Raw genomic sequence first — 23,003 nt, forward strand, 5'->3', positions numbered from 1 at the left:
CGATGTCTAGTACAAAGAGGTGATAATAAACATGAAAAAGATAAGTAAAAAAATATCGTCTTTATTGGTAGGATGCTTGACTTTAGGGATGTTATCTTCTCCACTTGCTACAGCAGAAACATCTACTCCAAAAGGATTTATTAAAACAGAATCTGGATTATATATAAAAAAGAGTGTCTCGAAAGTAGAAAATACTGATAATCAGTATAGAATATCTTTTGATATAAGTGGTACTGCTCCAAAAGTAGCAATGCCTACTGCTGAGATTGTCTTAGTAATAGATAGATCAGGTAGTATGAAAGATACTGATAAAGAGCAGAAGATAACTAAGGTTAAAAATGCAGCTAAGAATTTTTGTAAAACTATATTAGATGGCAAGGGTGATAATGTAAAGATATCCATAGTATCTTATGCATCATCTGCAAGTTTAGATATTAAATCAAGTAATAATTTGAATAATTTAAGTTCAAAAATAAATTATCTTAAAGCAGATGGAGGAACTAATACAGAAGAAGGTATAAAAGAAGCTAAGAATATTATTTCTAATATCAATGCAGATAAAAAATATGTTGTATTATTTACAGATGGATTACCGACGTATAATACATATTATGCTGATAAGAACTATATGGATGAAGATGGTAATTATTATAAATATATGCCTAATCCGGATAAAAATTCAACTGATTTATTAAGATTAGGAAATAGAGGTAGTGCAACATACAATAATGATATAATGGCTGCTCAACGTGCTTATCATGATATAGTTGGTGGAACTGGTAAGATAGGAGGAATAGCACCAAGAAGATATTATCAGAAAGTGAACAAAGATAGAGGCGGATATGAATATGATTCGAAAGATAATAAAGAATCACAAACAGAAGAACTAACATCAAAAGATATAAGTTCAACTGCAGACCCAAATATAAAATTCTATACAATGGGCTTATTTACTAATTCTACTTATTCAATAAGAGAAGTTGCTGATAATATAGATGAATCGATTAATAATTATAATGTAGGATCAACAGATGATGAATATGTAGAGCCTGTTAAAGAAGATACTACAAAAGAAATAGTAGATTTAACTGAAAATAAAGTCAATAAAGAAGATATGGTAGAGGAAGAAGTTAAAATAGAAGAGATTAAACAAAGTAGAGCAAAGTATGACTTTAGTGGATTATCAAAATTTGATCCAGGTGAGTCGGATATGGCAAAAAGTTTCTTGTATAGTATTCAAAATGCAGAAACTTCATTTGATAAATATGTAAATAACTATTATACATCAAGTACTGATGCAATGACAAATATATTCAGCTCAATTGCTAAGGAAATATCAGGAGAATTAAATGCATATTTAGGAAAAGATGTAGTGATAAAAGATACTGTAACTGGAGACTTCAGCATAGTAGATATAAACATAAATGACATACAAGGAATAGATAAAGATAAGATAAGTATAAATGGAAACAACATAGAATTTAATTTAGGTGATGTTGAGGATATAAATGAAGATTTATCAAATCCAGATAAAACAATTAGTTTTGTAATAGAAGTAAATGATCCGTATTTATTTGGAGAAGATATTCCTACAAATGTTAAAGCAGCTATAGACCATACAAATCCAATTAATCCTAATGAAAGATTTGAAAATGAGGAATTTAATATACCTCATGTAACTATAGACCCTAAAAAAGCAAAAATAACAGTAAAAAAGGTAGTTCAAAATCCTGATAATCTTACACCATCAGAAAATATGTCACAAGAAGTATTTCCTATTTTAATTCAGGGAAATGAGGAGCAGTATAGTGTAGGTTTAAAGGCAGATGAAACTGAAACTATGACTGTTTACTTAAAAGGCAATGAAACTAATATATCAAGTGAGTATGCTGAAAAGTACAAAGAAAATGAAAACTATAAATTCGATAAAAATTTAAATTTCTTAACAGTAGGAGGCTATAGTGTTAGCGAAATAGTACCGATGAATTATGAGTTAGTAAGTATAAGTAATCAGAATTTTAATATAAATAAAGACAATAACGAAATAAATATAGTTATAACTAATAAATGTATAAATGATAGGTATTTCCATGATAATCATGACAAAGCAAATAAATTAGAGTTCAAATAATATAATTAATAAAATATTTAAAAATTATAATTGAAAATAATAGGGGGATAATATGCATAATAAAAAATTAAAAAGTGGAGTAGTAGCATTAGCTTTAGGAGCGGTATTAGTAGGAGGAACTTTTGCGTGGTTAGGTTCAACAGATAAGGTACAAAATATATTCTCAACAAAAGGTCCAGATAGTTTTAAGAATGGTGTAGATATATATGAAAAATTTGAACAAAACTCAGTAGCAGAATCAGGAAAAGCTGTAGAGAAAGTAGTTCAAGTTAAAAATGAAGCTGGATATAACTCATTAATAAGAGTAACAATGAATGCAAACTTTGAAAAAGAGGGATTAGATAATAGTAAAATAGAACTTAATGAAGCAAATGTAATATCTGAAAATGATATAACATTCAATGAAGATGGAACAGTAAAGAATGGAGAAGGTAAGTGGGTTAAAGTAATTGAAGAAGGACAAACTTATTATTACTATGTAGGAAATGTAATAGCAGGTGGATTTACAGATAAAATATTAGATAGCGTTACTTTATCAGATACAGTATCTACTAATCCTAATTACATAGGGCAAACATTTAATGTTGATATAGAAGCGTATAGTGTACAAAGTACATCAGAAGCAATAACTGATTCTACTGATGGAAAGGTAGAGCATGGAGCTACTGGAGCTCAAAAAGGGTTTGGTTTAGACAGTACAAAACATGTAAATCTAGTGAAAGCTCTGCAAGCTGTAGTTGATGAGGAAGCTACAACTTGTGAGGAAGATTATGAAACAAAAGAGACTAAATAATTAATAATCATATGTTTTAAAATTAAACAGTAATACTAAAGTTGTATTTAAAAACGGTGAACTTTATAAAAGTTTACCGTTTTTTTTATTTATTATTATAGTTTTGGGTTATTACTTTAATTATTCATTATAGATTATCATATCATATCAATAATAATAATATAGTATTTAATATAGATACAATTTTCAGGAAAAAGTAGGGGGGAGAACAGTGGAAAAAACAATTGACTTAAAAGAGTGTTTAAGCATTATAAAAAGCAAATGGAGGCTCATATCTATACTAATGATAGTCTTTATGATAATTAGTGTGGCACTAAGCTTTTTTGTAATAGAACCTGTATATGAGACTAACACTACATTAATAGTAAATAAGAGTGAGGAATCAGAAAGTAAGACAATGACAGGAGATGAGTATAGCGTTGCTCAAAGATTAGCAGTAACATATGGAAAAATAATTACATCTAGAACTGTTATTAATGAAGTTATTAGATTATTAAATTTAAACATGACTTATGAAGAATTATCATCAAACATAAATGTGAGTACATTAGATGATACTCAAATTATAAATATATCAGTTCAAGATAGTAGTAAAACTAGAGCTATGAATATAGCAAATACGATACCTAAAGTATTTGGGAGGGAAGTTACTAGAATAACAACTACAAATGAAATAAAGGTAATAGATAGAGCTATTGTCCCAAGTGACCATATAAAGCCAAATAAAGTGATATATATAGCAACAGGAATATTATTAGGTTTAGCAACAGGTATATTTTTAGTTCTTATATCAGAATACATAGATACAAGAATAAAAAAACCAGAAGATATACAAAGGTATCTGAATATTCCTACTATTGGTGTAATACCTAAAGAAGAAGTTTAAGGAGGAAAAATATGAATTTATTCAGTTATAATAATCCTAATTCTAATATAGCAGAAGCATATAGACTAGTAAGAACAAATATAGAGTTTTCAAGTGTAGACAATAATTTAAAAACTATATTATTAACAAGTGCAAATGCTAATGAAGGTAAAAGTACAGTAATATCAAATTTAGCAACGACTTTTGCTAATCTGGAAAATAAGAAAGTATTAATATTAGATTGTGATTTAAGAAATCCAAGTGTACACGAATTGTTTGGTTTGAAAAATATTAGAGGGATTTCAGACTTTCTTATAGGTAAAGTAGAAATAGAAGACTGCATACAAAAAACAATAATAAATGATTTGGATATAATATGTGGAGGAAAAATACCACCTAACCCATCTGAAATGCTTCAGTCAAATAAAATGAGAAACTTTATAAATGAAATTAGAGAGTTATATGACTATATATTTATAGATACTCCACCAGTAGGGATAGTTACAGATGCAAGTATATTAGCTCAGTATACTGATGGAACAATAATACTAATTGGAAGTGAAGAAAGTAATATAGAATCTATAAGAATTGCCAAGCAAAGATTAGAAGATGTAAATGCGAATATTATTGGTGCAATACTTAATAAATTTAAAATAAATGGACGTGGATATGGTTACTATAATGACCTAGATAAAAGTAAGAAAAAGAAAAAGTATAGTCTATTTAGAAATAAAATTAAGAAATTACCTAAAAAATCATATAATGGGGGATGAATATGAAGAAAACGATAGACACATATAGAGATATTTTAAAAATAGAACAGACAAAAGAAAAGAAATTATATTTAGCTACTAAGAGATTAATAGATATTATAGGGTCTTTATGTGGCTTAATATTATTGTCACCTTTATTTATTATCGTGTCTATATTAATTAAAATAGAAGATCCCAAGGGGAGTATTTTTTATTCTCAACAAAGAAATGGAAAATATGGAGAGGTTTTTAGGATGTATAAGTTCAGAAGTATGGTTCAAAATGCAGAGGAAATGCTTGATGAGCTAAAAAAATATAACGAACAAAGTGGACCAGTATTTAAAATTAAGAACGATCCAAGAGTCACAAAAATAGGGAGATTTATACGTAGAACTAGTATTGATGAATTACCTCAATTGTTAAATGTATTAAAAGGAGAGATGAGTATTGTAGGACCAAGACCACCTATACCAAGCGAAGTTGAAGAATATACATCGTATCAGTTACAGAGGCTTTTAGTAAAACCAGGACTTACTTGTTACTGGCAAGTCGGAGGTAGAAATAAAATTGAGTTTGATGAATGGGTTGAACTAGATATTAAATATATAAAGGAAAGAAACTTATGGATAGATGTGAAGTTAATATTAAAGACAGTATTTGTTTTATTTGGAGATAAGAATGCAAGCTGAAAAGGACGGTGTATATATATGAAGATATGTTTTCCGACTTCTAGTGGTGGACATTTAACCCACTTACTTCAATTGAGAGATTGGTGGGAGAATGAGGAACGATTTTGGGTTACGTTTGAAAAAGCTGACTCAAAGTCTATATTAGAAGATGAAAAGAAATACTGGTGTTATTTTCCGACTAATAGAAATATAAAAAACCTGATAAAAAACACGTTTTTAGCATTAAAGATATTAAGAAAAGAGAAACCAAATATTATAGTAAGCACAGGTGCAGCAGTGGCAATACCGTTTTTCTTTATAGGAAAGTTATTTGGAATTAAACTTGTATATATAGAGGTTTACGATAGGATTGAAAAACCTACTATAACTGGAAAGTTGGTATATCATATAAGTGACTTATTTATAATTCAGTGGGAAGAGCAAAGAAAGTTTTATCCAAAAGGTAAGCTATTAGGAGGTATATTTTGATATTTATTACGGTAGGGACTCATGAACAAGGGTTAGATAGATTACTAATAACAATAGATAAGCTTATTGAAAAGCAAGTGATAAATGAAGTAGTTTTTGCTCAAATAGGATATAGTGACTATAAACCTAAATACTATAATTATAAAGATTTAATTGAGTATGATGAAATGGATAAAATGATTCAGAATAGTAATATAGTTATAACCCATGGTGGTCCTGGATGTATATTTCAAGCTATTCAGCATGGAAAAATACCATTGGTTTTTCCTAGAAACCCTAAGTTTAAGGAGCATGTAGATAATCATCAAATTCTATTTACAAAAAGATTAGAAAAACAGTCTAAGGTTATAGGAATATATGAAGAAAAAGATTTAGAAAATATAATATTAAATTATGATAAATTAATAAAAAATTGTAGTATTGCTTCAAATGATAATTCGATATTTGTTAAGAAATTTGAAAAACTTATAATTGGTATTATGAATTAAATAAAAATATAGGAAGAGAAAATAAATGAAAAAGATATCAGTATTAAATGTGCTAATATTTGTAATAGTAGTTTTATCATATCTTAGCGTTACATTTCTCAAATACTCATCAATAATAAATGCATTATTAGCACTTTCGATTTTATTTATAAGTACGTTATGGATACTAAGATATAATGAACCAATAAAAATAAGTAGATTTGTATTGCTTTATATATCTGTATCATTAGTTATATTAACGAAGAGATTTAATTTAATTTCGTTATTATTAATAGCTTTAATATGTATAATAGCAGACAATAATAATATAACTATAAAACAATATATAAAACTAAGTATAATTTGCTTTACAATTACTATATTTAGCTACTTCATATTAGGCTTTAATAAAAGTGCAGATACATATATATGGAGGGTTGCAAGTCAATCAACAATAGTTAGATCATCGTTAGGATTTGAACATGCTAATCAAGGTATGCTTAAATGGTTTGGATTAGCCTTGGGGATATTAACGTTATGTAACAAAAATAATGTATATAAATCAATATTTTTAGTTTTATCTATAAGTATAGTGTTATATAAATACACAGCTAGTAGGACTTCAATGATGGTCTTACTACTAGTAGCAGGACTACAAATATTATTTAAAAATAAATTAGATAAAGATTTAGGTAATTTATTAAAAAAAATGATAGGAATACTTCCTTTAGTATATACTTTTGTATCTTATGCATCTATATACTTATCTAAATTTGAATATATTAACAATCTTTTTTCTGGAAGGTTTGTATTATATGAAATATATACTGACCTAGTTGGATTAAATTGGTTTGGAAGCTCATTTATTGAGGAAAATGCCATGTTAGATAATTCATACTTACATATGTTTTTATCTAAAGGAGTGATATTCTCAATAGCTTATTTAATTTTTATTTATATTTTAATAACAAAAACAAAGCATTTGAGTACATGTGATGGAATAATTTTATTTGGATACTTTACAGCGGCACTAGCAGAAACTGTTTTATTTAAATTTGATTTAATTATATTGATGATTATTATTTTATATAAAAAGAATAATGTAGTGGGGGTAGTGAGTGGAGAATATTGAATTTATACCTAAAAAAATACATTACTGTTGGATTGGTAAAAAAGAAAAACCTGAAAGTGTTAAATTATGCATAGATAGTTGGAGAAAATTTGCTCCAGATTATGAAATTATTGAATGGAATGAAGATAATTTTGAACTTGAAAATTGTAATGAATATATTAAAGAAGCATTACAGATGAATAAATGGGCATTTGTAACTGACTATATGAGATTAAAGATTTTATATAATGAAGGTGGAATCTATCTAGATACGGATGTAGAGTTACTTAGAAGTATTGATGATTTATTGGGGAATAATTCATTTATATGTTTAGAAAGTTTGAATACAGTATGCACGGCAGTAATAGGCTCTAAAAGAAAACAAGAGTGGATTAAAGAGCTTATAGACATGTATGACAAAAGATGTTTTATTAAAAATAATGGAAATATGGATTTAACACCTAATTCCAAATATATATATCAATTCTTAAATAATAATTATGTCATAGATAATGATAAAATTAACAGCTTAAGCTGTAATCTTACGATATACCCATCAGAATATTTTTCTCCAAAGAATTATTTGACTATGAAAATGAATTTAACTGAAAACACTTATGCGATACATCATTATGGGGGTATGTGGAAGTCTCCTATTACTAAATTAAAAGATCGCTTTTTAGCTTTTATTACTAGGATAATTGGTGAAGAAAATAGAATTATTTTGGTCAAATTGATAAAAGGAGAATAAGAGTAGGGTGAGATTTATATGGGAAATTTAATAAGTATTATTGTCGCAATTTATAATGTAGACCAATACTTAGAACAGTGCATTGATAGTATTATAAATCAATCATATAAGAATTTAGAAATTATACTTGTGAACGATGGATCTACAGATAATTCTAAAAATATATGTGATTATTATTCTGAAATAGATAAAAGAATTAAGGTTGTCCACAAAAAAAATGGAGGAGTATCTTCAGCTAGAAACACGGGGATAGATATAGCAACAGGTGATTATATAGCTTTCGTTGATAGTGATGATTATTTAGAATTAAATATGTACGAGACTATGATTAATAATCTTGAGCAAAATCAATGTGATATGGGGGTTTGTGGATATAGTATATTTTACAATGATTCTACAAAAGGAAAGAAAAATTATTTAGATAATGCAACTATGATTATGAACAGTAATAGGACTTTAGAAAAAATATTCACAACTAATTATATAAATGGATTTTTGTGGAATAAAGTATTCTCAAAAAAACTTTTTGAGAATATAAGATTATTAGAAGATATGGATATATGTGAGGATTTATATATAGTATGCAAAATATTATCAAAAGAAATTAATACTATTTATATATCACAGCCTCTATACAATTATAGAAATAACTTAAATGGAGCTACTAAAAATTTGGATAATTTATTTTTGGATAATGGTAAGCTAAAATACATGGATGCTTTTGAAAGGATATCTGGAATTTTTACGAATGATAGTAATATACTCGATTTAATTAGAGTTAAGAGCGTAAAAACTAATATAGATACTTATTATATGATGATTAAAAATAAATATATAAATAGAAAAGCAAATAAATATATATTTAATATTTTGACTAAAGAATCTATGTATTATCTTAGTCATAAAAGTGTATCAATAAAGTTTAAATTAGCACTAATAGTATTTAATATTAGATTAGCTTTACAAAATTGGAGAGGAGGTGGAATATGAATAGAAGAAAACTTTCAAAAATAGTTTTTAAAATAAGCAGATATATTGGTTTTAATAAGTTGTGCTATCTATTAAATAAAGGGCGAAAGAGGATTTTAATGTATCATAATATTATTCCCGATGAATATTTTGATGATAGTATAAATTTAGAATATTCAATAAGTGAAAGTAGATTTAAAAATCAGATAGACTTTATAGAAAAGAGATTTAAATTTGGATTGGATTTGGAAAATCCAAACGAAGTTACAATTACTTTTGATGATGGTTACCAAAATCAGTATAGTATAGGTAGTAAAATACTTGATAATAAAAATATAAAAGGGTACTTCTTTTGTTCAGAAAGTTTAATTAATAATGATAGAATTCTATTAATAGACAAAATTCAATTATGGTTTGATTATGTACCATATAGATTGTATAAAATAGATAGGTTAAACTTAAGTTTCAATATATCTAATAGAGAAGAAAGAAAACAAAGCTGGTCAAAAGTACAGGATTTAATATTTAATAATAAATCCAGCATGGAAGAGGTAGAGCTAAGCTTAAATGAGGCATATCCTTTTAATAAAATAGAAGTCAATAAAGAATTTTATAAATTACGATTCAATTCAATAAAAGAAAGTGATATAAATCAAATGAAGGATAAAGGACATAAAGTAGGAGCACATTCAAGTATGCATAATATTTTATCAAATATGAATATCAAAAAATTAGATAAGGATATAAAAAGATGTGTTCAAAATGTAGGTGGTATTTATAATACAGATGTTTTTTGTTATCCATTTGGCACTCATGATGATGTATCAGACGAAGTTATTGATATAGTAAAAAGTAATAAATTTAAAATGGGTCTTGCATCAATAAATTCACCTAATGATAAAAGAGAGTACTCAAAAGACTTCATACCAAGAATAGACATATCTTCAATCGATGATAAATATCATATAGACTTTATACTTTCAGGTGCAAGATATTTAATTAGAAATAAAAAATTACTACCACCAATATAGTATAAACGTATATTCATACATTGCAGTCATATAGTTGGGGGGGTATATGGAAAATATAAAAAGAACTAAAAAAACTATTATTAATTCAGTTACAGGAATTATTTCTCAAAGTATTTTAATGATACTTGGGTTTGTTGTTAGAAAAATATTCATTACAAACATAGGCGTAGATTATTTAGGTATAAATGGATTATTTGTTAATATTATGGAGCTGCTTAATCTTGCAGAGCTTGGAATAGGATCTGCTATCATATACAATTTGTATAGCGCATTAGCAGGTAAAAAAGAAGAGGATATAAATACATTAATGTATTTATATAAATATATATACACAAGAATAGGCATTTTTATAATTGTTGTAGGGTTAATATGTAGCTTATTTATCGAAAATTTAATAAAAGATAATACAATAAAAATAGAGATTATTAGAATTGCATTTTTAATACAAATACTTAGTACATCTACTACATATTTTTTTGCGTATAAAAGGTCATTGTTAAATGCAGACCAAAATAATTATGTAAGTGTATTAGTAGATACTACTATTAATGTCGTAATGAGCTTAATTAGAATTTTTATTTTAGTCTACACTAAAAATTATATATTGTATCTAATTATACAAGTACTACAAAATATAATATCAAATTTAATAATATCTTACATTTGTAATAAGAAGTATAAGTACTTAAAAAATAGTTACGATGTAGAAAAGTTAAAAGAGTTCAAAAAAAATGTGACCAAAGATATGAAAGACATATTTGTCAGCAAGATAGGATCATTTATTTACTTCTCTACAGACAATATTATAATTTCTTATTTGATTGGTATAACACCTATAGGTATATTATCGAATTATAACTTATTATTGACTACTGTAAGTGGATTTATAAATCAGCTGAGCAATCCAGTGTTAGCAGGTTTAGGAAATTTTATAAATACATCTAATGATAGAGATAAGCTTATAGATATTTTTAGGAAATTTAATTTTATAATCTATACTATAAGTAGTTTTTGTTTTGTAGGATTTGTGACACTATCAAACATGTTTATAGAAGTATGGGCGGGAGAAATATATAAATTAAATCAGTATATCGTACTAATTGTAGGTATAAACTTTTTGATTGATAAAATACAGATACCTTTGTGGCAGTTATTATATGTAAAAGGACGATTTGATATTGAAAAGAAAGCTTCAATTGTGTCTTCTATAGTTAATATTTCACTTTCAGTTATGCTTACATTAAAGTTTGGATTAATAGGTGTACTGCTTGGAACTACTATAGGAAATATAGTATTTACAGTATATAGACTTAGATTATTAAATAGCGATGTGTTCAAAAAGGCTAAGTACTCATATTTAAAGGACATTATATTTTATGTAAGTGTAACTTTAATTCAATTAGGAATATGTTCTTATGCTACTAATATTGTATGTAAGCAAGCTACTTGGATGAATGTTATCATAGGAGCTATTATATGTATACTTGTTTTAATTATAACAACGATATTGTTTTATAGAAAAAGTGTAACGTATATTCATATTAAAAATGAAATGTTATACCCTATGATTTGTAGTATTAGTAAAAGGGGGATTGTAAATGATTAATGAGAATATAGAATACATTTTTTTAGATTACTTTGATACTATTGTACATAGAACTGTGCCTCCAGAATATATAAAAAAAATATGGAGTAAGCAAATTAATCTAAGATTAGGAATAGAAAAAAACTCTGAGTGGATTTACAATTTAAGGGAGGAATGTGCTGAAAAGATTAGTAATGATAATAGTAAAAATGATTTTGATAGAGAGTATAAATATGAACAATTAATAAAGCAAATGTATAATAGACTGATAGTTCATGACTTACTGTCTAGTGATATGGTAAGTTATGATGATTTCTATCATATATGTTTAGATACAGAAATTGAAATTGAGAAAGAGCACCAAGTTATTAATTTAGATATAGTAAATATTATAAAGAAGTATAGTAACTCTGGGTATAAGATATATTGTATATCTGACTTTTACTTGCCCAAAGTAGCTATGCAAGCTTTTCTGAAATATCATGAGATAGATATATATTTTGAGAATGTATATATATCATCAGAATACTTGGTTCAAAAAAGTACGGGTAAACTTTATGAGATAGTAATAGAAGATTTAAATATTAATCCTGAGAATGCAATTATGATTGGAGATAATTATAACTCTGATAACTTAATGGCAAAATTAAAAGGATTAAATTCGCATTATGTTGATAGAACGAGTATGCATAAATCTTATGATAAAGCATGGAAGCAAAGAAATGATAGCAAATATGTAATAAAGCAATTAGATAAAATATACAAATCAAGTAAGAAAAACTTACAACCATTTGCATGTTATGGAATATACTATTATTTATTCGCAGAGAGACTATATAAAATATTAATGAAGAATGGAGTAAATGATGTATTCTTTTTATCAAGAGAAGGGGAAATGTTAAAGAGAATATTTGATAAATATCAAGAGTTGAAGCCAGAAAGTTTTAAAAGAATTAATACACACTATCTATTAGTTTCTAGGGCTTCTACTTTCCTGTCTCAGTTAGAACCGATTGAAGAGGAAACCTTTTGTAGGTTATTTGATCAATATAGCACATTAAACATATCTAATTTTTTATATAGCTTAACATTTAATAAAGATGAAATACAGACTATCTTAAATGATATAAATTTAGATGGAGAAGTGCTAATTGAAAATTTTAGAGAATCAAAAGAATTTTCTAAGTTAAAAGAATCTAATGTTTTTATTGATTTATATAATTTAAAAAGACGTGAACAGAAGCTTGGCTTACAAGAATATATAAAGTCTTTTGGAGTAGATGTATATAAAGATGGTATGAATATAGTTGATGTAGGCTGGAAAGGAAGTATGCAAGGCAATCTTTATAAATTTTTTGAAGAAAAAGTAAAATTAAAAGGATTTTATTTGGGAGTAATAGAAGACACAAATATGTCTAGTGATAATATGAAGTATGGATTAGTATTCTCTGCAATGCCATGTAAAAGTATATGCTACAAGGAATTAGCCATGGAATATTGGTTTCATGAGGATTTATTGCACCCTTCGCATGGAAGAGCAAGTTCATATAAGTTAAAGGAAAATGGATATGTAGAGGTTATTTGCGAACATGAACCAGAGGTAGTTAAATTGTATAATGATGTTGTTAAGTATATTCATAAGGATATATTAGAAGTTATACAGATGATGGACTGTGTATTTAAAGGCCATTGGGAAGTCAATGAATTTATTACGTATATAGCATATTTAAACTATAAAGAAAATTATACAAGAAATGAACAAGAAAAAATAGTAGAAAGACTACTAAGTAAAAATCATTATTCAAGTTTCGGTATGGATAATGTAGAAATGTTATTACAAAATGAAGCTACACCTAATAAATTTAAAAAATATAAAAATATAGTACAAAAGGGAATAAAGTTTATAGTCAATATTAAACCTCATGTTAAACTTCCTCCATATATTAACTCACTTATTATTAGAAGGTTTAGAAAGACATATATATATATGACCTGTTAGTTGTATAATTGATAGGTCTGGTTAAAAGGAGTATTCGAGATGGACATATCAGTAGTAGTACCTGTGTATAATGTAGAAAAATATATAAGAGAATGTATTTTATCTTTATTAAAGCAAACATTAAAAAATATTGAGATTATTGTAGTGAATGATGGATCAACGGATAGAAGTATAGAAAACATACAAGATTTAGTTGAAAAACATAAAAATATAAAAATAATTAATAAAAAAAATGGAGGATTATCTTCGGCTAGAAATGAAGGTTTAAAGCATGCAAAAGGAGAGTATGTGGCATTTATTGATAGTGATGACTATATAAAAGATGATTTTTTAGAAATGTTATATAATGAAGGGAAAAAATATGACTTAGATATTGTATTTTCAAGTTATTCTAAATTATATGAAGATGGGAATATTATCCCTGTAAATCGCAATCACAAATTACTAACAGAAGATGCTATGTCAGGTAAGGAGTTTTTAATAAATCAAATCAAACTAAATGACTACAAAATGGAAGTATGCGATGATATATATAGAAGGGACTTTTTAATTAATGAACATATTAGTTTTAATGAAAATATACTATTTGAAGATGAAGATTTTACATTGTTGGTGCTTTTAAAAGCAAAAAGAGTAAAACTTGTAGATGCATGTGATTACATTTACAGACAACGTGAAAATAGTATTACACATTGCGAGGTAAACGACAGGCATATAGATTCGCTATTATCAATAATAAGTAATTTTATAGATATTTATAATAAAAATGATGATAAACAGATAAAAATGTGTGTTTATCAGCTTATAGTAAATAACTTGCATGACTTATTCAGATTTATAGATAAGTCAATATACACAAGTAAAAAATCATTACACTTAAGGATAGATAAGGAAAATATAATCAAGATTTTAAAAGAAAATGTATGTGGGAAAAAAGAAAAAATTAAATTTATATTATTTAAAATAAGTACTCAATTATATTGGAATATGATTAAATTAAATTCTAAAATTACATCTAAATAAATTAATAAGGAATAATAAAAATTAATTTTTTTGTTATTTATAGAGAAATCGTATTAAGTACAATATATAAAGGAGAACTTTGATTAATGAGTTATGAAATTAGTGTGATAGTTCCAGTCTATAATGCAGAAAAGTATTTAAGAGAATGTTTAGACTCGATTATAAATCAGAGTTTTAAAAATCTACAGATAATACTTGTAAATGATGGATCTACAGATAATTCTGGAAGGATATGTGAAGAGTATAGTAATTTAGATAGTAGAATAGAAGTAATACATAAAGAAAATGGTGGAGCATCATCAGCTAGAAATAAAGGATTAGAAGAAGCAAAAGGAAGGTTTATAGCTTTTGTAGATAGTGATGATTATATTAAGAGTAATATGTACGAGGTTTTATATAATTCTCAAATTTATTACTCTTCTGATATATCAATGTGTTCATATAAAGAGGTTGATGAAGATATTATAAGTAGTAATGTTATAGAAAATAAAGAAAATGATTATAATGTAGACATTTATAGTGGGGAAGAGTCGATATATCAGCTGTATAATCATGAAAATAGTATAAATTTTATTATACCAGTAAATAAACTATATAAAAGAGAGCTATTTAGAAACTTAAGATATAAAGAAGGTATAATATGTGAGGATGAACTAATAATACATGAATTATTATATAGGACTAGAAAACTAGTTTATATCAAAGATGAAATGTATTTTTATAGACAAACATCAAATAGTGTTATGAGAAATGAGTATGGCTATAAAAGACTAGATACTCTTAAAGTATTAAACGAAAGAATTAATTTTTTTAAATTAATGGGTTTAGAAGATTTAAAGAATAAGGCAATAAGACATTTTATAAAATCTTTTTTTGAACAATATGATTTAGTAAGGGAACATTTAGGTGATAAACAATTATTAGATAAAATGGAAGTTGACTTTAAATCTAGGATTGAAGAATTAAAAAAAGAATATAGAATAGATTTTGATTGCAATTTACTAATAAACTCATTATATCTAAATAAGAGGGTATATAAGACACTAAGAACTATTTATAATAGACTAATCAGATTGAAGCAAGTAATAAAAAATAATAATATTAAGATGATTTTTATTAGAAAATCAAGCTCATCAGAGGAAAGTTTATAATAGGTATGAAATTATTATAACTTATAATATTAAATTAATTTTAGTTTTTATTCATAAACAATAAAACTTATAAAAAATGCTGTAGATAGGATAATAGAAAAGAATCTTATATACAGCATTTTAAATTGAAATAATTTAACTACATGTAACTAACTATTAATAAAAATCACCCGAATAAAGTATATAGGCATAACTATTTTTAATGATGATAAATATGGAGGAATCAAATGAAAAATTTAAAGATGGTATTAGTATTACTTGTGTGTTTTATATCTATTATAGGTATACTTAGATTAAATCCTATTAGTTTTATATCAACAAATATTAATAATGAAGAGAACTATGTAAATGTAAAAGACTATGGAGCTAAAGGGGATGGCAAGACTGATGATACAAAGGCAATTCAAAAAGCGCTAGATACAGGAATGCATATAGTTGTACCTAGTGGAACTTATATTGTTGGCGATTTAATAATGAAAAAAGGACAAATATTAGATGGTTTATCATCTTTTACATATAGTTGGGGAAGAGAATATAAAAAGGCTATCTTGAAAGCTAGACCAGAAGCAGAATATATTATAAAAGACGCAAAAGGATGTTCTATTAGAAATATACATTTGGATGGAAATAATAGACTTAGTAATGGGGTCAGAGGAGATTATTATGAGGATGAATGGGGAGATAGTGATTGTAACTTTGATATATACAATTGTAGAATAACTAACTGTAATTATGGAGTATATAACCCTAGATGTGGTTCTGTAATTCAAAAGTGTAATATAGATAATAATAATAAAGGCGTATATAGAGCGACAGACTCAAGAATATTAAATAATGTAATTGATAACAATATTATAGGTCTAGACTTGTATGATAGTAATGATAATCAAATAAGTAATAATAAAATAGAATGGAATATGCAGGATGGTATAAAGATAGATAAGGGTGTATATAACCTGATAACAAGTAATACAATAGACAGAAATGGAGGAGTAGGAATTAATTTAAATGAAGTATATAATGGAACAATTACAGGAAATGTAGTAAGAAGAAATCTAGATTATAATATAGTGTTTAACGGTGTAAATGCATACTCTATAACAGGGAATAATTTTGTATCAGCTAATACAGAAGATGATCAATTAGGAATAAATGCACCTGAATATCATATGTATCTAAAGTCAGTAGGTAATACATCTATAATATCTAATATATTTGAAGGTGGCATATATATAGAAGAAAAGTATGATTGGAGAGGAGAACAACTTATAATAGAAAATAATGTTGGAAGTGGTATTACTAATAATAATTAACAAAAGATAAATAAATTCAATAGCTATAATTAATTTTTATGTTAATTATAGCTATTGAATTTATTTGTTATAAGTAAAAATTAATAATCTACAATATATGATTAATGATTTTAGCAGGAATGCCAACTGCTGTTGAATTTTTAGGAATATCTTTTAATACTACTGAATTAGCACCAATTTTTACGTCATCACTAATTTGTATAGATCCTAGGACTTTAGCTCCAACACCGATAAACACATTATTTCCAATAGTTGGAGCTCCATCGTTACCAGTTTTATCTGATCCAATAGTAGCTTGATGGTATATTATAACATTATTACCTATTACTGAATTTGGATGAATGACAACACCTCTTCCACCATGAGGAAGATATAAATTTGAGCCAATTTTTGCTTTTGCAGGTAATTCTGCACCGCCTATTATTTTAACTATTATAAAATCAAGTATTTTATATATTAGCAGTAGTATTTTACGTATTGGTAATAACTTTATATTATAGTAAATGTTATTACCAAATCTATATGTAAATAGAATTGCTTTACTTATAGCCGTGTTTTTGTTCATATCATTATACCCTCCGAAGTAATAAAATATAATAATTTATATATTTTATTATATGCAGTAGATAATTGGGATTTGTACTTAATGTTAGATAATAAATAATTAACTGATTATATTCTAAGATATATAATACATTTAACCTTATTGTAAATTTTTACAGTTAAATTAATGATAAAATATACTTGTATATAAATTGATAGAGGGAGAATGGGATGAAAAAGAATAAATCTATATTAGCTGTATTACTAATAACAATACTTGCTATAAACTTAAATCTATGTAAAGTAAAAGCAGAAGATACTGGTTATTACATAAAAGATATGGACGTACAAGTAAACGTAAACGACAAAAGAGAATACAAAATAACAGAAACAATACAAGTAAACTTCAACGAAGATAGACATGGAATAATAAGAAGCATTCCAACCTACACAGACCTTGAAGACTATAAAATAACCAACATAAGCGTAGAAGGAGCACCTTATGAAATAGAAGACGATGAAAACCTTCAAATAAGAATTGGAGATGAAGACGAAACAGTCATCGGAGAAAAAACATACAAAGTCAAATATACAATAGAAACCTACAACGATGAACAACCAGAAGGAGATTACATATATCTGAATGTATTAGGAACAGAATGGGATACATATATAGAACACTTCACATCAACAATAACGTACCCACAAGGAGCAAATTTAGAAAACATAACTATAACTGATGGAGAATACGGTAGCACCAATAGAGACTACGTAGACTACACAACAAAAGGAAATACTATAAAAATAGAATCTAAAGAAATAATATCAGAATACTGTGGTGTAACAGTAAATGCAATGTTAAATGAAGGAACATTTAAAAATGCACCGATGAGAGAATATCCTTATACAATAAAAAGCGATATTATAAATGCAGAAATCACAAAAGAAAAAGAATATCTGATAGATAGAGAATTTACGATAGAAGTAAATAAAGATTATAAATATGATTTTTTTAATCATATTTATCTATGGGATGTAAGAAATGAAGACAAAGATTATATAGAAGATATAAAAGTAGATAACCCTAATATAAGTATAAACACTTTGAATAATTCTGTAAGCTTTCCAAGTGATGCAGGAACTTATAAATTTAAGATATCATACAAAATAATACCTACAATGAATTCCCGTATAAATTTTGCTATAGCAGATTATCTTAGAGAAGGAAAAACAGAAAAAATAGATGTAAATATTAAATCTCCATTTAAAATAGATAGCTATGGGATTAAATTCAATGAAAAAGGAGTAAACATAGGTACAGACAGATATAAGATAGAAGAAGGAGAAAAGAGTGTACATTTTTATACTTTAAATAATATAAATGTAGGCGAAAGTATAAATATATATTTGAATATAGATAAAGCCCTATTCTCAAGAGAACTTCCAGTTATATCTAAGGTTATAACTTTTGGTTCACCAATATTGTTAGTAGCGTTAGTACTATTATATATGAAGAATAAAGATAAAAATCACTTTATAACATCAGTAGAATTTTATCCACCTAAAAATATGAATAGTGCAGAAGTTGCATATGCTTTTAGAGAATATGTAACTACCAAAGATATTACAACATTATTATTTTATTGGGCGAGTCAAAATCATATAAAAATAACTATGAAGAAAAATGACAAATTTATATTAACAAAAATAAGTGAGTTAGACGATAGTCATAAACTATATGAAAAAGAATTATTCAGAAAAATATTTGAATGCGGTGATGGAGAGACTGTAACTAATACTGATTTAGAAGGAAATATTTATGATGCAGTAGTAAAATCAACTGGTAGTGTAAGGGGAATATTTAAGGATGATAAAAAGTTAAGAGTTACTTCATCTTTCTTCTTAGGCTTTGGATTAACCTTATTATCTAGTTTACCAATCGTATTATCAGGTATTCTAGATGGCGAAATAAGTCATTGGGCTAGAGGAGAATCATATGCAATTGTGTTGTTTGGAATTGCTGTATTGATTGTATTTTATGGTATACTGCACCTATTCAATAAAAAAAGATATACAGAAAAAGGTAAGAAAAAGGCTACAGTTACCTTAGTTACTTTAGGAGTATTATATGCACTAATTTTCATAGTTCTGTTTTCATTTACAGACCTACCGATGAGTATTATTATTTTATCGATTATAGTATCTTTTAGTGGTATGGCTATGAGTTCTTTTATACCAAGAAGAACTGATTATGGAAGGGAAATTTTAGAGCAAATAATAGGATTTAGAAATTTTGTAGAAGTAGCTGAAAAGGATAGGCTAGAAGCTTTATTGGAAGAAGATCCAGAGTATTTCTACAACACATTACCGTATGCACATGTGCTAGGAGTTACTAAAAAATGGGCCGATAAGTTCGAAGGAATTACAATGCAAAACCCTACATTCTATGAGACTTATTATCCTATGAATAATGTATATATGATGACATATTTGATGGATGACTTAAATAAAGTTAATGAGACTCTGACACACACTAATGACTCATCAAATGGTGGATCAGGAGGAGGCTTTGGTGGAGGCGGTGGCTTCTCAGGAGGAGGCTTCTCTGGTGGTGGAGCTGGCGGCGGCGGAGGCTCAAGCTGGTAATATAAAAAATTATAAGGAGAGTTAAAAATGATAGGGATTATAATTATAGGTTTGATAGCAGTAGTTGTACTTTGGTTTATATCAGCTTACAACAAATTAGTATCATTAAGAATGAAGGTAAAAGAAGGATTTTCAACAATCGATGTATTTCTAAAGAAGAGATACGATTTAATACCAAACTTAGTAGAAACAGTAAAAGGATATGCAAAGCATGAAAAAGATACTTTAAGTCAAGTTGTAGAAGCAAGAAGTAAAGCTGTGTCATGTAGTCCTGAAGAAAAAGCTAAATATGAAGGTGAATTATCAAATGCATTAAGTAGATTATTAATGATTTCTGAAAATTACCCAGATTTAAAAGCAGATACTCAATTTGTAAATTTACAAAATCAACTACAACAAATTGAATCAGAAATAGAAAAATCAAGAAGATACTATAATGGTTTAGTAAGAGAGCTAAATACATTTATTCAAAAATTTCCAACTTGCATAGTTGCATCAATGTTTAAGTTTAAAGAAGAACCTTTCTTTGAACTTGAAAACAAAAGTGAAAGAGAAAATATAAAAGTACAATTTTAGGATGAAGGCTATGATAAAAGAAAATTAGCTTAAATGTAAATTTATAGTAAAAAGTATGTATAAATATTGAAAAGTAAGGATATAATTTTAATACTGAGAGGTATAAAATACTTAGTCGTTACTTTTAGAGTGAGTTTAGCAGTAGTTAATATTGCTAAACTTCTTTTTTTTGTCAAAATAATTTATCATAAATTTATATTATAAATTAGTAACTCATGAAAGCCGAATTTTATATAATTATTTAAGAGGAGGTGAAAAACATGAGTAATTTAGTGATATTAGACAGTGGACACGCAGAATATGTCGAAGGAAAACAAGCTCCAGATAAATCTTTAAAAGAATGGGATTTTAATAATCAAATGCAGTATAAGTTGAAAAAAAGATTAGAGGACCATAATATAAGTGTATACTTGACTAATCCATCTCCGGCAAAATCTAATGAAATGGGACTAACTAAAAGAGCAACTCTAGCAAACTCCTATTGGTCAAATAGAAGCAAACCAAATTCTTTATTTATATCAATACATGCTAATGCATATGGATCTACATTTAATACAGCAAGAGGAACTGAAACATATGTGGCTAAAAATGCAAGTAGCAATTCAAAAAAAGCAGCTAAATATGTTAATGATGAGATAGTAAAAGCTATTAAGAAAATTGATAGTAATGGAAAAGATAGAGGCGTAAAAACTGAAAATTTTACTGTAATATATAAAGCTAATATGCCTTCTATATTAATTGAATATGCTTTTTATACAAATAAAGATGATTTAAATATACTTAAAAATAATAAAGATAACTTAGTTGAAGCAACTGTAATTGCTATATGCAAATATTTTAATATAACTTATAAATCACCAACAAGTAATAATGATACTAATAAAAATGAATCAAATAATAACACATCAGAAGATAGTAATTTATACTATAGAGTTATAGCTGGAAGTTACAAAAATAAAGATAATGCAAACAAAATGGTAAAGGAATTAAAAAGTAAAGGTTATAGTGCATTTATAGTTAATTATAAAGAGTAACTTTTTATTAATTTAAATCATAGTTAATTTAATATTTGATAAAGAAAGTAGGCTAGTTATATCTAACCTACTTTTAATGTAATTAAATTTATTTGAGGTGGATTATTTATTCTAAATAATCTATTATTACCTAACCCAGAGCTTACATTTAAATAAGAAGTTCCATACGAGTATAATCCTTTATCATATTTTGGGAAAAATGCTATATCTGGAGATAGTAATCCTCCTAAGAATGGAATTCTAATTATACCTCCATGTATATGACCTGATAAAACTAAATCAAATCCATTATCTGCTAGAGTTTCAAAATATTTTGGGTCATGGCACAATATAATATTAAAATTATCTTTATTTATAGGGTTATATTTTAAGTAATAATTAGAATTAATTTGCTCTGCTGTATAATAATATATACCATAAACATCAATTGAATCAGATCCTTTAGTCAATTGAGTGTATGTGTTATCTACAAATATAACGCCCATACTTTTAAGTTTATTAATATATCTATTATAGGAATTATCACTATTTCTATCTCGTTTTTTATAGTCAGCATTATTGAATGTAACATCAACTCCTTCTTCATGATTTCCAGTTACGTAAATAATTTTATATGATTTAGATAGATTTTTTATAAGGGAAAAGGATGGCAATATAGTTTCATCCATATTTTTATCTTCCATTTCTGAACTTGAGAACATATCACCTGTAATCATGATTACATCTGGATTAATATGATTTATTTTTTCTATTAGTTTAAAATTATCTTTACCAAATTCTTCACTGTGTAAATCTGATAGTTGTAAAATTTTATAGTTATCAAAGGATTTTGGGATTTTATTAGAGTAGATTGTTTCTTCTGATAATGAGATATTTTTATTGGCATATTTATTAGAAATTATTATTAATATAATAATTAGAAAAATAATTATAATATAAGTTATTTTTTTATTCTTCAAAATTAATGACCACCCCTATTTAAATTTATATTTTGGATATATATTAGCAGAGTTAATGTTTAATATCAATAATACTAGAGATATAAAAATAGTTAAAAGATATCTAAGTATGGTACAATAAGTTTGAAGAAAATAAATTTTAATATA

General features: G+C 26.3%; 21 protein-coding genes. 19 read left to right on the forward strand and 2 right to left on the reverse strand.

Translation table 11 applies throughout. The features are described from left to right. The first annotated feature begins 31 nt into the window (after positions 1-31). From H8923_RS03600 to H8923_RS03675, 16 genes are all read left to right on the forward strand, one after another. A complete protein-coding gene (locus H8923_RS03600; RefSeq protein ID WP_153923720.1) occupies positions 32-2,131 on the forward strand; it encodes a vWA domain-containing protein in 2,100 nt (699 codons plus the stop codon). A 52-nt stretch (positions 2,132-2,183) separates the two neighbouring features. After that, complete coding sequence (locus H8923_RS03605) at positions 2,184-2,924, forward strand: BsaA family SipW-dependent biofilm matrix protein (RefSeq protein ID WP_153923722.1); 741 nt, start codon at positions 2,184-2,186, stop codon at positions 2,922-2,924. Between the two features lie 211 nt (positions 2,925-3,135). Beyond that, a complete protein-coding gene (locus H8923_RS17590; protein WP_153923723.1) occupies positions 3,136-3,810 on the forward strand; it encodes a YveK family protein in 675 nt (224 codons plus the stop codon). An 11-nt stretch (positions 3,811-3,821) separates the two neighbouring features. Then, complete coding sequence (locus tag H8923_RS03615; RefSeq protein WP_153923725.1) at positions 3,822-4,562, forward strand: CpsD/CapB family tyrosine-protein kinase; 741 nt, start codon at positions 3,822-3,824, stop codon at positions 4,560-4,562. 2 nt (positions 4,563-4,564) lie between these two features. Beyond that, on the forward strand, positions 4,565-5,230 hold the full coding sequence (locus H8923_RS03620) for a sugar transferase (protein WP_153923727.1): 666 nt from the start codon (positions 4,565-4,567) through the stop codon (positions 5,228-5,230). A gap of 18 nt (positions 5,231-5,248) precedes the next feature. After that, the gene (gene pssD / locus H8923_RS03625; RefSeq protein ID WP_153923729.1) at positions 5,249-5,698 is read left to right on the forward strand and encodes a PssD/Cps14F family polysaccharide biosynthesis glycosyltransferase; all 450 of its coding nucleotides are present in this window, start codon (positions 5,249-5,251) and stop codon (positions 5,696-5,698) included. Beyond that, the gene (locus tag H8923_RS03630) at positions 5,695-6,186 is read left to right on the forward strand and encodes a glycosyltransferase (RefSeq protein ID WP_153923731.1); all 492 of its coding nucleotides are present in this window, start codon (positions 5,695-5,697) and stop codon (positions 6,184-6,186) included. Before pssD ends, H8923_RS03630 begins: the two co-directional genes overlap by 4 nt. Before the next feature lie 25 nt (positions 6,187-6,211). Then, entirely contained in the window at positions 6,212-7,297 is a 1,086-nt protein-coding gene (locus H8923_RS03635) for a hypothetical protein (RefSeq protein WP_153923733.1), read from the forward strand. Next, positions 7,284-8,027 carry a glycosyltransferase family 32 protein gene (locus H8923_RS03640; protein WP_317982808.1) on the forward strand — a complete coding sequence of 248 codons (744 nt, stop codon included), beginning with the start codon at positions 7,284-7,286 and terminating at the stop codon, positions 8,025-8,027. The genes H8923_RS03635 and H8923_RS03640 overlap by 14 nt, the downstream gene beginning before the upstream one ends. An 18-nt stretch (positions 8,028-8,045) precedes the next feature. Then, positions 8,046-9,017, forward strand: a complete 972-nt coding sequence (locus H8923_RS03645; RefSeq protein WP_153923735.1) for a glycosyltransferase family 2 protein — start codon at positions 8,046-8,048, stop codon at positions 9,015-9,017. Continuing rightward, positions 9,014-10,027, forward strand: coding sequence for a polysaccharide deacetylase family protein (locus H8923_RS03650; RefSeq protein ID WP_153923737.1), 1,014 nt, complete (start codon positions 9,014-9,016; stop codon positions 10,025-10,027). The genes H8923_RS03645 and H8923_RS03650 overlap by 4 nt, the downstream gene beginning before the upstream one ends. A 46-nt stretch (positions 10,028-10,073) precedes the next feature. After that, complete coding sequence (locus H8923_RS03655; protein WP_153923739.1) at positions 10,074-11,633, forward strand: oligosaccharide flippase family protein; 1,560 nt, start codon at positions 10,074-10,076, stop codon at positions 11,631-11,633. Beyond that, on the forward strand, positions 11,626-13,611 hold the full coding sequence (locus tag H8923_RS03660) for an HAD-IA family hydrolase (RefSeq protein ID WP_153923741.1): 1,986 nt from the start codon (positions 11,626-11,628) through the stop codon (positions 13,609-13,611). Before H8923_RS03655 ends, H8923_RS03660 begins: the two co-directional genes overlap by 8 nt. A 39-nt stretch (positions 13,612-13,650) precedes the next feature. Next, positions 13,651-14,634 carry a glycosyltransferase gene (locus H8923_RS03665; protein ID WP_153923743.1) on the forward strand — a complete coding sequence of 328 codons (984 nt, stop codon included), beginning with the start codon at positions 13,651-13,653 and terminating at the stop codon, positions 14,632-14,634. 86 nt (positions 14,635-14,720) lie between these two features. Then, a complete protein-coding gene (locus tag H8923_RS03670; protein WP_153923745.1) occupies positions 14,721-15,785 on the forward strand; it encodes a glycosyltransferase family 2 protein in 1,065 nt (354 codons plus the stop codon). 227 nt (positions 15,786-16,012) lie between these two features. Then, complete coding sequence (locus H8923_RS03675) at positions 16,013-17,098, forward strand: right-handed parallel beta-helix repeat-containing protein (RefSeq protein WP_153923747.1); 1,086 nt, start codon at positions 16,013-16,015, stop codon at positions 17,096-17,098. A gap of 88 nt (positions 17,099-17,186) precedes the next feature. Here the strand turns inward: H8923_RS03675 and H8923_RS03680 are convergent, their stop codons facing one another. After that, positions 17,187-17,663: a serine O-acetyltransferase gene (locus tag H8923_RS03680; protein ID WP_153923749.1), complete on the reverse strand. Its 477-nt coding sequence runs from the start codon at positions 17,661-17,663 to the stop codon at positions 17,187-17,189. A gap of 209 nt (positions 17,664-17,872) precedes the next feature. Between H8923_RS03680 and H8923_RS03685 the strand changes: the two genes are divergently transcribed. The 3 genes from H8923_RS03685 to H8923_RS03695 all read left to right on the forward strand — a co-directional run bounded on the left by H8923_RS03685 (position 17,873) and on the right by H8923_RS03695 (position 21,897). After that, the gene (locus H8923_RS03685; RefSeq protein WP_153923751.1) at positions 17,873-20,287 is read left to right on the forward strand and encodes a DUF2207 family protein; all 2,415 of its coding nucleotides are present in this window, start codon (positions 17,873-17,875) and stop codon (positions 20,285-20,287) included. A gap of 27 nt (positions 20,288-20,314) precedes the next feature. Further along, the gene (locus H8923_RS03690) at positions 20,315-20,863 is read left to right on the forward strand and encodes a LemA family protein (RefSeq protein WP_153923753.1); all 549 of its coding nucleotides are present in this window, start codon (positions 20,315-20,317) and stop codon (positions 20,861-20,863) included. A gap of 260 nt (positions 20,864-21,123) precedes the next feature. Beyond that, a complete protein-coding gene (locus H8923_RS03695; RefSeq protein ID WP_153923755.1) occupies positions 21,124-21,897 on the forward strand; it encodes an N-acetylmuramoyl-L-alanine amidase in 774 nt (257 codons plus the stop codon). 62 nt (positions 21,898-21,959) lie between these two features. Here H8923_RS03695 and H8923_RS03700 read toward each other — a convergent pair whose 3' ends face one another. After that, positions 21,960-22,856: a metallophosphoesterase gene (locus tag H8923_RS03700; protein ID WP_153923757.1), complete on the reverse strand. Its 897-nt coding sequence runs from the start codon at positions 22,854-22,856 to the stop codon at positions 21,960-21,962. Between the last annotated feature and the right edge of the window lie 147 nt (positions 22,857-23,003).

The sequence above is a fragment of the Romboutsia faecis genome, assembly GCF_014323405.1.
GTDB lineage: Bacteria > Bacillota > Clostridia > Peptostreptococcales > Peptostreptococcaceae > Romboutsia_E > Romboutsia_E faecis.